Raw genomic sequence first — 13,016 nt, forward strand, 5'->3', positions numbered from 1 at the left:
AGGATATCTTTCGTCGGAAACGTCGGTTCGTGGCCCGGCGGAAAAGCTGGCCGGCTGTCGTTCGTTCTTTTTGCAGCGCGAAGGATGCCGACAAAGAACAAGGAGAGTTTTAATCATATGGTTAATGACGGGAAAGAGGCCGCCAGCGGGCGGATGACCGAAGCGCACCCCCTCGAACCTTTTCTGCCGGAGGGGGCACGGCTGTTGATGCTCGGCAGTTTTCCGCCTGCCCGTTCGCGCTGGTCGATGGAGTTCTACTATCCCAATTTCCAGAACGACATGTGGCGTGTGATGGGATTGGTGTTTTACGGCGACCGGGAGCGGTTCGTCGCTCCGGACGGACGGCATTTCGACCGGGAAGCGGTGGAGACGTTCTGTCGGGAGCGGGGAATCGCCCTTTCCGATACTGCGGCCGAAGTGGTCCGGGCCCGCGGCAATGCGTCGGACAGGTTTCTTGAGGTGGTGCGTCCGTTCGACCTGGCCGGTATGCTGGAAAGGCTGCCGGCGTGTCGGGCCGTGGCGGCTACGGGACAGAAGGCGGCCGACACGTTGGCTGCAGTCGCAGGGTGCGAACCTCCCGCGGTGGGCTGTTTTTCCGAATTCGAATTTTCGGGCCGCATGGTACGCTTTTACCGTATGCCCTCCACATCGCGGGCCTATCCCAAACCGTTGGCCGAAAAGGCGGCCGTTTACGGGAAGATGTTCGCCGAAACGGGACTTGTCCCCTGAAAGACGTCTTGTGGGGCCGACGGCGGGTCTCGGAACCTCGGCCGGAAGCGGAAAGCCAGAGAGCGGAGGGGAGAGGATGCCGGCCGTTCGGGAAAGGGATGTTTTGCCGTATAGTTATTTTTTATACTTTTGTGATTCGGTATAGATTCTGAGATGACGATTGTACAGTTGGAATATCTGCTTGCGGTGGTGAATTTCGGCAGCTTTTCGCTTGCGGCCGAAAGGAGTTTCGTCACTCAGCCGTCGCTGAGCATGCAGATAAAGAATCTCGAGGAGGAGCTCGGCGTGGTGCTGCTCGACAGGTCGAAAAAACCGGTCATATTGACGCAGGCGGGAGAGGTGGTCGCCGAACGGGCCCGGGATGTCGTGAAGATGTTCAATTCGGTCTATGAGGACGTGGCCGTGCTCAAGGGAACCGTGTCGGGCGTGCTGCGGCTGGGCGTGATACCGACCGTGGCGCCCTATCTGCTGCCGCGGATGGTACAGGATTTTGCCGGACGCTGTCCCGACGTACACCTCGAAATCAAGGAGATGATAACTCCGCAGATAGTCCGGGCGATGGAACACGACGAAATAGACGCCGCCATTCTTGCGGGCGGTACCTGTCCGGAGGGTATTACCGAGGATTGCATCTTCGATGACAGGTTCTATGCTTACCTTTCGCCGGGACACAGGCTCTTCGAGCGCTCCAACATCCGGCTCGAGGACCTCGACCTGAAAGAGATGCTTCTGCTTTCGGAGGGGCACTGTTTCCGCGACCAGATACTCGACCTCTGTCCTTCGAAGGGCGGGGCGCATGCCTCGTACTACTTCGAGAGCGGTTCGCTCGAAACGCTGATGCGGATAGTGGACAATACGGAGTTCATGACCATCATCCCGGAGATGGCGGTGCCGTACGTGCCGCAGGAGCATGCCGCTCAGGTGAAGCCGCTTGCCAAAGGGGCCGTGTCGCGCAAGATAGCGGTGGCCGTCCGCCGTACTTATGTGAAGGACTCCATCGTCAAGGTGCTTAAGGAGTCGGTGGCCGCTGTGGGAGGCGCTGCCGGGGAGTGAAAGGACCGGGCTGCCGCCGCGGCCGTGGGTGCGGTCGGCCGGATTGTGACAAAAAAGATGTACATTTGCCGGCGCCCTGTGTAATACATTATATTATTAGGACTGTATGGATGAATTGTTGGGAACGATAGTTTCGGCGATAGAGGACAAGAAGGGAAAGAACATCCTGTCGCTCGACCTGAGAGGGTTCGACGGAGCGGTGGCCGATGCCTTCGTGGTATGTAGTGCGGAATCCACCACGCAGGTGGCCGCCATTGCGGACGGCATCGAGGAGAAGGTATTCGAAACGCTCGGCCAGCGGCCGCGCAGGACGGAGGGCATGCAGAACGCCATCTGGGTGGTAGTGGATTATGTGGATATCATGGTTCATGTTTTCCAGACGCAGGCCCGCGAGTTCTACCGGCTGGAGGAGCTTTGGGCCGACGCCCCCTCGGTGCGCTACGGCGAGTGGGAGTAATAAAATGCGGATAAACGCGTTAATGTTTCGCGGCATGAGCGTCGGGCGCATGCCGCATCAATATTGCAGAACGTAAATGTAGAGATGGCATCCAAAAACCAGAACAATAAGAACAGCGGGGGCCGGCGCCCCCAGATACGGCCGATGGGCTACGGCATGTGGATATACGGGCTGTTGTTCCTGCTCATCATCGGGTGGTCGTGGCTGGGAGGCAGCGAATCGCCCGTGAAGACCAATTGGAACACCGTGGAGCAGATGATAGCCGACGGAGATGTCGAAAGCATCGAGGTGGTGAACAAGGAGCAGGCCAACGTCCGGCTCCGCAGCGAAGCAGTGGAGAAGTATGCCGCCCGGCCCGAATACAAGAACATTCCGCGCCGCGGGACGCAGTTCGTCTTCAATATAGGCGATGTGGCTACCTTCCGGCAGGACCTGGACAGAGCCGAGGAGCAGTACGGGCAGGCTGTGCTGCTTACGTATGAAACGAAGCACAACATCTGGCTCGATGTGCTCGGTTTCCTCCCCTTTATCCTGCTGATGGTCTTCTTCATTGTCATGATGCGCAATGCTTCGAAGAATGCCGCAGGCGGTCAGGGGGGCGTTTTCAATGTAGGCAAGGCGAAGGCGCAGGTGTTCGATGCCAACAACAAGGACCGTGTGACTTTCAAGGATGTGGCCGGACTGGAGGAAGCGAAGGTGGAAATCATGGAGATTGTGGACTTCCTGCGCAATCCGCAGAAGTACCGCGAACTCGGCGGAAAGATACCGAAGGGAGCGCTGCTCGTCGGCCCTCCCGGAACGGGTAAGACGTTGCTTGCCAAGGCGGTGGCCGGTGAGGCTAATGTGCCGTTCTTTACCATGAGCGGTTCGGATTTCGTGGAGATGTTCGTCGGGGTGGGGGCATCGCGCGTGCGCGACCTCTTCCGCCAGGCCAAGGAGAAGGCGCCCTGCATCGTCTTCATCGACGAAATAGATGCCGTGGGACGTGCCCGCAGCAAGAATGCCGGCTTCTCCAGCAACGACGAACGCGAGAATACGCTCAACCAGCTCCTGACGGAGATGGACGGTTTCGGTACCAATTCGGGTGTCATTATTCTTGCCGCCACGAACCGGGCCGACATTCTCGACAAGGCGCTCATGCGTGCGGGGCGTTTCGACCGGCAGATAGAGGTCGGACTGCCCGACGTCAAGGAGCGGGCGGAGATATTCGACGTGCACTTGCGCAACATCAAACTCGACCCCAATCTCGACCGCGATTTTCTCGCCAAGCAGACGCCGGGTTTCTCCGGTGCCGATATCGCCAATGTTTGCAACGAGGCGGCCCTTATCGCAGCACGGCACGACAAGAAGTTCGTCGAACGCGAGGATTTCCTCAGCGCCATCGACCGAATCGTGGGCGGCCTGGAGCGCAGGAACATGATAATCACGCCGGAGGAGAAGCGGCTCATCGCCTACCACGAAGCCGGACACGCCACCGTGAGCTGGATACTCGAATACGCCAATCCGCTCATCAAGGTGACCATCATCCCGCGCGGTCGGGCGCTCGGTGCCGCATGGTATCTGCCCGAAGAGCGGCAGGTGACCACGCGGGAACAGATAATGGACGATATCGCCTCCACCCTCGGCGGACGGGCCGCCGAGAAGCTTGTCTTCGACACGCTCGGTTCGGGAGCGCTGAACGACCTGGAGGTGGCGACGAAAAAGGCTTATTCGATGGTGGCCTATCTCGGTATGAGCGACAAGGTGGGCAACATGAGCTATTACGACTCGTCGGGACAGGGAGAGATGGCGCTGACCAAACCTTACAGCGAGCAGACGGCCGAACTTATCGACAAGGAGGTGAAACGGCTGCTCGATGATGCCTTTGCGCTCGCCACGAAGGTGCTTCGCGAACACAGAGACGGATTTACGCAGTTGGCCGAGCTGTTGCTGGAGAAGGAAGTGGTCTTCTCCGAAGACCTCGAACGCATCTTCGGCAAGCGTATCAAGGATATCAAACGGGAGCAGGCGGAGGCGGCAGCGGCTGCCGGAGCGGCCGATTCCGACCCCGTGTCGGTGACCGATGCCGAACTGGCATTCGGCGGGGAAACTGTCGCCGAGCCGGGTGCCGCACCCGATTGGGGAGAGAAGCCGGAGAAGTGACGGCCTGATGTTCATATACCGTCCCGGCGGACGGTTCGGAAAGAGGGCTCCGCAAACAGGAGCCGGTCAAGGGAGGGAACAGCGGTTCCCTCCCTTCTTTTGTCTCTGGCTGAGGAGTCTGTGGTGTAAAGTATTGCTATATAATATGTTGTTGCATTTTTTGCGCCCTTGTGCTATCTTGCGACAGATACATGATAACCAAAACTTCTATGTTATGAAAAGAGTATGGGAATTGCTGTTCTTTGCAGTGTTTGGCGTGCTTTCCGTCGCGTGCGGGGAGCAGGAGCTGGAACGGGCTTTCTTGAAGCTCGAAACGACGAACCTTGAGTTCGAGGCCGTGGGTGCGGCGGTGCAGACCGTTGCCGTGACCTCCAATGTGGATTGGGACTGCACTATGAGCGACGAGTCGAGGGCCTGGATTTCCGTCGAAAAGAGAACGGGCGGGGTTGCCGTTGCGGTGGCCGACAATTCGGGGGTGGAGTCCCGCAGCGGAGCCGTGACCCTCGTACCGGCCTCTCCCGACCTCGAACCGAAACGGATAACGGTCGTTCAGTCCGGCAGCAGTTATACACTGTCGGTGGAACCCGCCTCGCTGTCCTTTGCAGGAGAGGATGCGCCGGCGCAGGAGATTGCCGTGACGGTCGGCGGGGGAACGCTCGAGTGGACGGTCGCCGCGGACGAGGCATGCCGGAGTTGGGTGACGGTGGTCCGGAAAGAGGGAACGGCCGTCGTGACGGTGGCCGACAATCCGGCAACCGAACCGCGCTCGGGGAGTGTCGTCATCTCTGCGGATGTCGCGGGGGTCGGCCCCAAAGCGGTGAAGGTGGTGCAGGAGGGACGGGTTCTTCAGCCCTCGCTCGGTGTGGATGTACGTGAACTGCATTTCGGCAGTAGGGCGGAAATGCTGGGACAGACGGTGAATGTCGCTGCCGTTGCCGTAGACTGGAAGGTAGTGACGTCCGATACTCCGGATACGTCCGGCAATCCGGTGGAATGGATTTCCATCGTATCCGAAAGAGACTCTTATTTCATTGTGAACGTGGAGACGAATGCCACGCTTGAGGAGCGGTCGGGGTATGTGGTCGTTACCTCCGGCCAGGACGACGTTCCCGATATCGCCGTCGCGGTGACACAGGAGGCCGGCCGGGAGTTCCTGAGCGACCTGACCGGGGACGCGGTCATGGAGGACCTCCCCGGCGGGGGCGGCAATCTGAGCGTCATACCCGTCGATGACTGGACCGATTTCAGGACGACCACCTGGTACATGTCGTTGTGGGGGGCCGATTTGGAGTATGTGAAGGTCAGTTGGCCCTATTCGGTCGGGTATTACGGCAGCGGGTCGCGGCTGGAGATGACGATACGTTCTTCGGTCATCTATTTCAACGACGACAACGAATATTGGTTGCCGGAAGGTACCTACCGGGTGGTGACGGAGGACATCTACGACGAGAACTCGAGGGAACCGTTCACGGTACTTGCCGGCTCCGAATCCAACAGCGTCATAAATCCGAACGGCAGTTGGTATTACCGGCTCGTCGAGGATGAGTATGTCGGTTCCGCACCGATAGTCGAAGGTACCGTGACGGTGGCAAGGAACGGCGAAGCGTATACGCTGACTTTCGATTTTGTGGATGATGCGGGTTATCGGATAACGGGGACGCGCACAGGCACACTGGAGCTGAAGGTGGCATCGACGCCTACGCCGCAGCCTGCGTCCTGACCGGAGGTTGTACGTAAAGCACGGATTCGCCTGACGTGCGGGCGGGAACGACCATTCCCGCCCGCACGGTTTTTGCATGTGTCGGATACGGGATACGGTACGGCAGTCTGCATGGAGATTCTGCACTGCCGGTTTGCCCGTCGGCGGAAAAAAGCGTATTTTCGGATTGTGATTTAGGCGGTTCGGAATTATTCCATATTTTTGTCCCTGTTATGCGGGGTTGTCGCATGCCGGGGCGCCGAATCGGGACGGCCGGACGGCCCGCAAAGCTGTAATGTATGGCGAAGTTTGGTAAGGAATTGGCGGTGAGGACGCTGAGCGGAGCGGTGCTGTTGCTGGTCGTCGTGGGTGCGGTCTCCGTATCGGAGTACGGTTTTGCGGCACTGATGCTGACGATATGCGTAGGCAGCCTCTGGGAATTCTACCGTATGGCGGCGAAAAAGGGCCTTTCCGTCGACCGTGTCTATCCGGTTGCCGTAGGAGGCGTGGCCGTCGCGATGAGTTTCCTTGTGGCACGCGGTACGCTGCCGGTCGTGTGGCTCTCCATTTTCTTCCCGTTGCTGTATGTGATATTCGTGTACGAACTCCGCCGCAGGCCGCCCGAACCTTTCATACATATCGCCGTTGCGGTCGGAGGGCTCGTCTATGCCGCATTGCCGATGTCGCTGATGTGCTTCGTGGCTTTTTACGGAGGAAGCTACGACGCATGGACGATACTCTGTTATATCTTTACGGTGTGGGTGAACGACATATTCGCTTACCTGACGGGGGTACTGTTCGGAAAACACAAGATGTTCGAGCGGGTGTCGCCCAAGAAGTCGTGGGAGGGATTTGCAGGAGGACTGCTTTTCGCCGTTGCTTTCGGTGTGATGTGCGGTTGGCTGCGCGGCGAAGACATGGTGTGGTGGGGCGGACTCGCTCTTGTGGTCGTGGTCAGCGGCGTGCTCGGCGACCTGGTCGAATCCATGTTCAAGCGGTCGGCGGGCGTCAAGGATTCTGGGGTCATCATTCCCGGACACGGAGGGTTTATGGACCGTTTCGATGCATTGATTTTCTCCGTACCATTTGTTTTCGCATATTTTACTATCTTTGCCGGTTAGTGCCCGGAAAGGGGCGCGTGCTGCGGCTCCGCGGCCGGTAACGGCGGAGAGACCGAATAAATTCCTTGCCAATGAGACTTGCCAGAGAGGGATATTCCATTGTTTTGTGTACGTTCGCGGTTTTCGCGGCCGTTGCGGTGGGCATGGCGTTCGCCGTGAAGTACGCCGGGATGCCCGTATGGCTCTTCTGGGCAGTGGCGGTTCTGCTCTTCGGGCTCTGCGTCTGCGTGGCGCTCTTTTTCCGCGAACCCACGCGGCGCGAATACCGGAGCGACCCGGATACGGTATTCTCCAGTGCCGACGGTAAGGTGGTTGTCATCGAAGAGGTCTTCGAGGGGGAGTACCTGAAGGAGCGCTGTCTGCAGCTTTCGGTCTTCATGTCCATCACCAACGTACATGCGAATTGGTATCCCGTAGGGGGCGAGATAGTCTATCGCAACAACCATCTGGGGCGCTTTTTCGTGGCATGGCATCCGAAGTCGTCCGAAGAGAACGAACGTACCACGACCGTGGTCGATACGGGGCATGAGAGGATACTCTTCCGGCAGATAGCCGGACTGGTGGCCCGCCGGATAGTCAATTATGCGAAGGTGGGCGAGCGGGCCGAACAGAACGCCAAGTATGGCTTCATCAAGTTCGGTTCGCGGATAGACATCTTCCTGCCGCTGGACTGCGAGGTGCTCGTCGGTCTGGGCGACAGGGTACGGGGCGGACAGACGCCGCTTGCGAAACTGCACAGAGAATAGGAGTATGAACGGTACGGGGAACGAGAGCAAGCCGACGGTGCACTGGACCAGGTATGCGGTCGGTGTGCTCGCCACGTTGGCGGGCCTGTTGCTTGTGTGGTATTTCCGCGATATAGTCGGCTATATCATCGTGTCGGCCGTATTGGCCATCATCGGTACTCCGTTGGCGAAGTTGATGAAGCGGGTGCGTGTGCGGGGACGCTCCGTGCCCGACTGGCTCGCCGCGCTTGTGGTGCTGCTTCTGCTGTGGGGGGTGGGCGTCGCCATGTTCGCCATCTTCATCCCGCTCGTTTTCGACAAGCTTACCGCGCTGGCATCGGTGGACTTCTCCACCATTCTCGCCTCGTTCGAGCAGCCGCTGCGCAAACTGCAGAATTTCCTCGAGGAGTATTTCTCGCTGAACGTCTCCACCATCTCCATTTCCGATACGATAGGGGCGCAGGTGGAACGGCTGTTCAATCCCGAAAAATTGCAGAACTTCCTCGGTTCCATTGTGTCGGGCGTGGCGAATGCAGTGATAGCGCTCTTTTCGATAACTTTCATCACGTTCTTCTTTCTCAAGGACGACAATCTTTTCCTGAGGATAATTCTCGCGGTCACGCCTACTAAATACGAAGGAAACGTGAAGCATGCGCTGAGTTCCGCTTCATCGCTGCTCTCGCGCTATTTCATCGGGATACTCGCCGAGTCCACCATCATGATGCTTATGGTCTCCATCTCCCTGATATGCTGTGGATACCTTCCCCAGAACGCCTTCTTCATCGGACTTATCGTCGGGGTGCTCAACGTGATTCCCTACGTGGGACCGTGGCTCGGCTTCGGGATAAGCCTGCTGGTGAGCATGGCTTTCGTGGGAGGCGGGACGACCATGACCTTCATCGTGCTCTCGCTGGCCATCACCATTCTGGCGGCCCAGATGATAGACAACTTCCTATTGCAGCCGCTCCTCTACTCCAACAGCGTCAATGCCCATCCGCTGGAGATATTCATCGTGATACTCATGGCCGGCCACTTCGCCGGTGTGGTCGGGATGCTTTTCGCCATACCGGGCTATACCGTTCTGCGCGTCATCGCCAAGGAGTTCTTCAACCATTTCAAGATAGTCCGGAAACTGACCGAAAAAATGTAGGAACGGCCGGGGAGAACCGGTTGCGTATGCGGTGGTCGGAAATCGTCCGCATCTGCTGTTGTGAGGCCGTGTGCAACGACGGACTCCTGCCCGTATTGTTTCGGCGTATCGTGTTTGCCGGGGCGCTATCGGTTTCGTCCGTTCGTCGGGAGTGTATCCCGCAGAGACTCGGCGCGGCGTTTGTCCGCGGAGCCCTATTTGTTCAGAATCATCTGGGATTTCGGGTAGAGGTTGTTGAACCGGTTTCCGATGCGTTTGGCCCATCCCAATGCGTAGCCCTCGAATGTCATGAGGTTCATCCCTTCGGCGGCCTCTGCCTGCGGAGCGAAATCTTCCCGGCGCAGGTAGTGCAGGGCTTCGTCGGACGACAGCGGGGTTTCGGCTGCGGCGCTGCGGGCGAGGTCGTGGAACATCGCCAGCGAGTGGTCGGGTTTCAGCCGGCCTCCGAACATTTGTCCCATGCAGATGCCCGAATGGAGCGTGTTGAGGTACTCGGCTGCGCTGCGGATGTCGGCGAAAGGTGTCGCATAGTAGCCGTAGAGGCTGTCGCCGATACGGGCGAAACGCATCAGGTCGGGCTGCCCTACCCAGCGGGACAATTCGGCCGTTTCGCTGCGCGACGCCTCTGCCAAGAGTGTTTTGCGTGGTTTCGGCCGAAGGGGGCGTCCCCGTTGGCCGCCCTTGCGGATGGCCGCGGCGAAGAAGCCTTCGCCGGCGATACGGTGGGGCCAGAGACGGAAACAGCGTACTCCGCCGGCCTCACGCTCTTCGATGCCCCAGTCGGGCGGAACCATCGCTCCGGCATCCTCTCCGCCGAGTTCCTCGGCAATCCACCGCACATTCTCTTCATCTTCCGTCCGGTTGAAGGTACAGGTACTGTAAATCAGGACTCCTCCGGGACGGAGCGCCGCCCATGCGTCGGATACGATTCGGCGCTGACGGGCTGCACACAGCCGGACGTTCGCCTCGCTCCACTCCCCGCGGGCTTCGGGACTTTTGCGGAACATCCCCTCTCCGGAGCAGGGGGCATCTACGGCCACCGCGTCGAACCACTCGCCCAGGCCGGCGAAATGGGCCGGGTCGTTGTTGGTGACCATCGTATTGCCGATGCCCCATTTGCGGATGTTGTCGGCAAGGATGAGTGCCCGGCTGCGTATCACTTCGTTGGCTATTACGATGCCATCTCCGCCCGCGAGGGTGGAGTAGAGGGTGGCTTTGCCGCCCGGTGCGGCACACAGGTCGAGGATACGCGCCCCTTCCGGTTCTGTCGTCGAGCGCAGAAGGTGTTCGACGAACATGGAGGAGGCCTCCTGTACGTAATAGGCCCCGGCGTGGAACAGTGGGTCGGTCGTGAACGACGGCCTTTCGGGCAGATAGCGTCCGTAACGGCACCATGCCACCGGGATACCTTCTGCGGGCGATTGTGTCTTGTAGGGGTTCCAACGTACCGATACCGGCGGCGTGCCGTCCAATACGCTGAACAGGGCGTCTGCATCGCCGGGAATGTCCCGGCGTATGTTGCGTATGAATGCTTCGGGCAGTGAAACGGTCATTGTCGGTCGAAGTTATTATCGTATGCCGTACCGCCGATAAGGAACGGTACGGATGTGTGTCGTCTGTGTATCCGGTATTTTCGGTAGGGCTGGTGCGGGCCGGAGCCATGTATCAGTCCTGTTTGCGGACGTAGGGATTGTTCGTCGTTACACGGCAGTCGCCATTGTAGAAGACTGTACCGCCCGACGAGGTGGTTGCCAGCAGTTCGTCGGTGCAGCGGACTTCGGCGTGTCCCGACGACGTTGCCGTTACGGAACAGTTCCGTAACGGCAGGGCGGGAGCGCTGAACCGACTGCCGGAGGCGACTTCGATGACGGCCGAGGGGACGGGGGTGCTGCCGGTTAGGGCGATGCGGGATGAAGCGGTGGATACGGCATAGATGTGGCCGCCCGCGAAAGCACCCGCTATGGCGCTGCCGTCGGTACTTTTCATCTCGGCCTGTCCTTCGGCCGAGATGTTGCCTTCGTAGCGGCTCGATGCTGCCGTGTGTACGAGGATTACGGTAGCATCGGTGTTGCCGTGCATGACCGAGCCGTTTGTCAGTTTGATGTGGAGCGAGTTGCCGGCGGATGCATCGCCTGCGAAGCGGCTCGAAGCGTCGAGGAGGATTTCTCCGTGTACTTTGCAGGTGAACGGGGCATCGAATACCGAGCCTTCCGTTACCGTAATTTTGCAGTTATTGCCTTTCAGAGCCCCGTTGAACCGGCTCGATGAGGATATTACAAGCGTACTTTCGCCGGTGCTCGTTACCGGCATGTCGGCGACGGAACCTTCTGTCAGCGATAAGGCGCAGTGGTGTGCCTTCAGCGAACCGCTCGCCCGGCTGGATGCGGAGACATCGACGCGGCAGATGCCGGACGCCTCGATGCGGGTGTCGGTCTGCGAGCCCTCCGTTACCGTAATTTTGCAGTTATTGCCCTTTAGGGCTCCTTCGAACCGGCTGCATCCGGATACATGTACCCGGATGTCGTCTCCGGTCCGGATGTCGGCGGCAATCCTGCTCCCTTCGGAGGACCGTACCGTTACCGGTCCGTTTCCGAGCGGTACTTCGCAGCGTATGGTGCCCATACTTTCGGCTTCGAGCGTCCGGAGTGCCGCGGAGGCCGGTATGACAGCGCGTACCGTACAGTCCGTTATCGAACGTGCGTCGATGCGCATCGTCAGCCGTTTGCCGTCGGAACGGGTGACGATGCGGTCGATAACGTTGTCGTCGGCCGTTATGACCAGCGTGGAGACCGCTGCGGAAACGACGGCTTCGATGCCGTCGGAGACGTACAGGACTTCGTACGCGCCGATTCTCCCCAGGTCTCGGGTGACCAGGCGTTCGCTGCCTTTTACCCTGCGGGGTTTGGCGGTATGGACGACGGTTCCGGTGTCGTCGCAGGCGGGGACTGCGTTCGGGGCGGCCGTGCTTCCGTATGCGAGGAGCAGTGTTGCGGCCAGCGTAAGAATCGTTTTCATGGCGTTCGACGGTGTCTCGTTCGGTTTTCGGGATAACGGCTGGTCGGGTACGTTCCATAAGGATACGGCGAGAAGGCCGACCGGGAATGTCCGGCGTCGTTACCGAACAATAAAGGTATGCAAATTATATCGTCTTGCCGCATACTTTATTGAATATTTCGGCGATTCTTCGGCGGCGGGAAGCGTTGCGGGGTTGGAGCGTCGCTCCGCTGCCGGGGCATCGTCGCTGCGGTGCGGCTTTTCCGGAAAGAGGTCGGTGGTCACCTGTCGTCTATCGGGCGGGATGCGCCGCCGATGTTTCGGCCTCTTTTATCCGCTGCACGATGTCGTCCACGATGGCCGGATTGAGGACGAAGTCCTCGCTGTCTATGTTTACGGTCAGCACGCGGCCGCGGTAGATGTTGTCTATCCAATCGTTGTAGCGGTTGTTGAGCCTTTCGAGGTAGTCGAGGTCGATGTTCATCTCGTAGCTGCGGCCGCGCTTGAGAATCTGGCTTACGAGCGTGGGTACCCCGCCGCGCAGATAGATGAGCAGGTCGGGTGTAGGTATCAGGTTGGCCGAGAGGTCGAAAATTTTCATGTAGGTATTGAAGTCGCGCGACGACATGAGCCCCATTTCGTGCAGGTTGCCGGCGAATATGTGGGCGTCTTCGTAGATGGTTCTGTCCTGGATGACGTAACCTTTCGTCTCTTTTATCTGGAGACCCTGTTTCATCCGGCAGCCCAGAAAATAGACCTGAAAGTTGAACGCCCAGCGGTTCATGTCTTCGTAGAAGTCGGCTATGTAGGGGTTGCCCGTCTCCTCGAAAAGGGCGGTGCCGCCGAGCCTGTCGGTCAGCATCTCGGTCAGCGAGGTCTTGCCGCTGCCTATATTTCCTGAAATGGCGATGTACATGGTCTTCGTGTCGTTTTCGTGTCGCTGCGG

At 59.0% G+C, this 13,016-nt stretch carries 11 protein-coding genes; 8 read left to right on the plus strand and 3 right to left on the minus strand.

From position 1 onward, the window contains the following. Window positions 1-117 precede the first annotated feature (117 nt). The 8 genes from BQ5361_RS01135 to BQ5361_RS01170 all read left to right on the plus strand — a co-directional run bounded on the left by BQ5361_RS01135 (window position 118) and on the right by BQ5361_RS01170 (window position 9,076). Entirely contained in the window at window positions 118-729 is a 612-nt protein-coding gene (locus BQ5361_RS01135; RefSeq protein WP_257526475.1) for a uracil-DNA glycosylase family protein, read from the plus strand. 153 nt (window positions 730-882) lie between these two features. Then, entirely contained in the window at window positions 883-1,782 is a 900-nt protein-coding gene (locus BQ5361_RS01140) for a hydrogen peroxide-inducible genes activator (RefSeq protein ID WP_022063234.1), read from the plus strand. Window positions 1,783-1,888: 106 nt separating this feature from the next. Beyond that, window positions 1,889-2,239, plus strand: a complete 351-nt coding sequence (gene rsfS / locus BQ5361_RS01145) for a ribosome silencing factor (RefSeq protein ID WP_035472888.1) — start codon at window positions 1,889-1,891, stop codon at window positions 2,237-2,239. Between the two features lie 84 nt (window positions 2,240-2,323). Next, complete coding sequence (gene ftsH, locus BQ5361_RS01150; protein WP_022063236.1) at window positions 2,324-4,381, plus strand: ATP-dependent zinc metalloprotease FtsH; 2,058 nt, start codon at window positions 2,324-2,326, stop codon at window positions 4,379-4,381. Window positions 4,382-4,595: 214 nt separating this feature from the next. After that, window positions 4,596-6,101, plus strand: a complete 1,506-nt coding sequence (locus tag BQ5361_RS01155) for a BACON domain-containing protein (protein ID WP_035472885.1) — start codon at window positions 4,596-4,598, stop codon at window positions 6,099-6,101. Between the two features lie 278 nt (window positions 6,102-6,379). After that, complete coding sequence (locus BQ5361_RS01160; protein ID WP_035472882.1) at window positions 6,380-7,201, plus strand: phosphatidate cytidylyltransferase; 822 nt, start codon at window positions 6,380-6,382, stop codon at window positions 7,199-7,201. Window positions 7,202-7,272: 71 nt separating this feature from the next. Then, on the plus strand, window positions 7,273-7,947 hold the full coding sequence (locus tag BQ5361_RS01165) for a phosphatidylserine decarboxylase family protein (protein ID WP_022063239.1): 675 nt from the start codon (window positions 7,273-7,275) through the stop codon (window positions 7,945-7,947). 4 nt (window positions 7,948-7,951) lie between these two features. Continuing rightward, the gene (locus BQ5361_RS01170; protein WP_052131037.1) at window positions 7,952-9,076 is read left to right on the plus strand and encodes an AI-2E family transporter; all 1,125 of its coding nucleotides are present in this window, start codon (window positions 7,952-7,954) and stop codon (window positions 9,074-9,076) included. A 194-nt stretch (window positions 9,077-9,270) separates the two neighbouring features. Here BQ5361_RS01170 and BQ5361_RS01175 read toward each other — a convergent pair whose 3' ends face one another. The 3 genes from BQ5361_RS01175 to BQ5361_RS01185 all read right to left on the minus strand — a co-directional run bounded on the left by BQ5361_RS01175 (window position 9,271) and on the right by BQ5361_RS01185 (window position 12,986). After that, a complete protein-coding gene (locus BQ5361_RS01175) occupies window positions 9,271-10,629 on the minus strand; it encodes a methyltransferase RsmF C-terminal domain-like protein (protein WP_035472879.1) in 1,359 nt (452 codons plus the stop codon). Window positions 10,630-10,741: 112 nt separating this feature from the next. Continuing rightward, a complete protein-coding gene (locus BQ5361_RS01180; RefSeq protein WP_035472876.1) occupies window positions 10,742-12,091 on the minus strand; it encodes a GIN domain-containing protein in 1,350 nt (449 codons plus the stop codon). A 271-nt stretch (window positions 12,092-12,362) separates the two neighbouring features. Further along, on the minus strand, window positions 12,363-12,986 hold the full coding sequence (locus BQ5361_RS01185) for a deoxynucleoside kinase (protein ID WP_022063243.1): 624 nt from the start codon (window positions 12,984-12,986) through the stop codon (window positions 12,363-12,365). Window positions 12,987-13,016: the final 30 nt, after the last annotated feature.

Source organism: Tidjanibacter massiliensis, assembly GCF_900104605.1.
Classification (GTDB): Bacteria; Bacteroidota; Bacteroidia; order Bacteroidales; family Rikenellaceae; genus Tidjanibacter; species Tidjanibacter inops.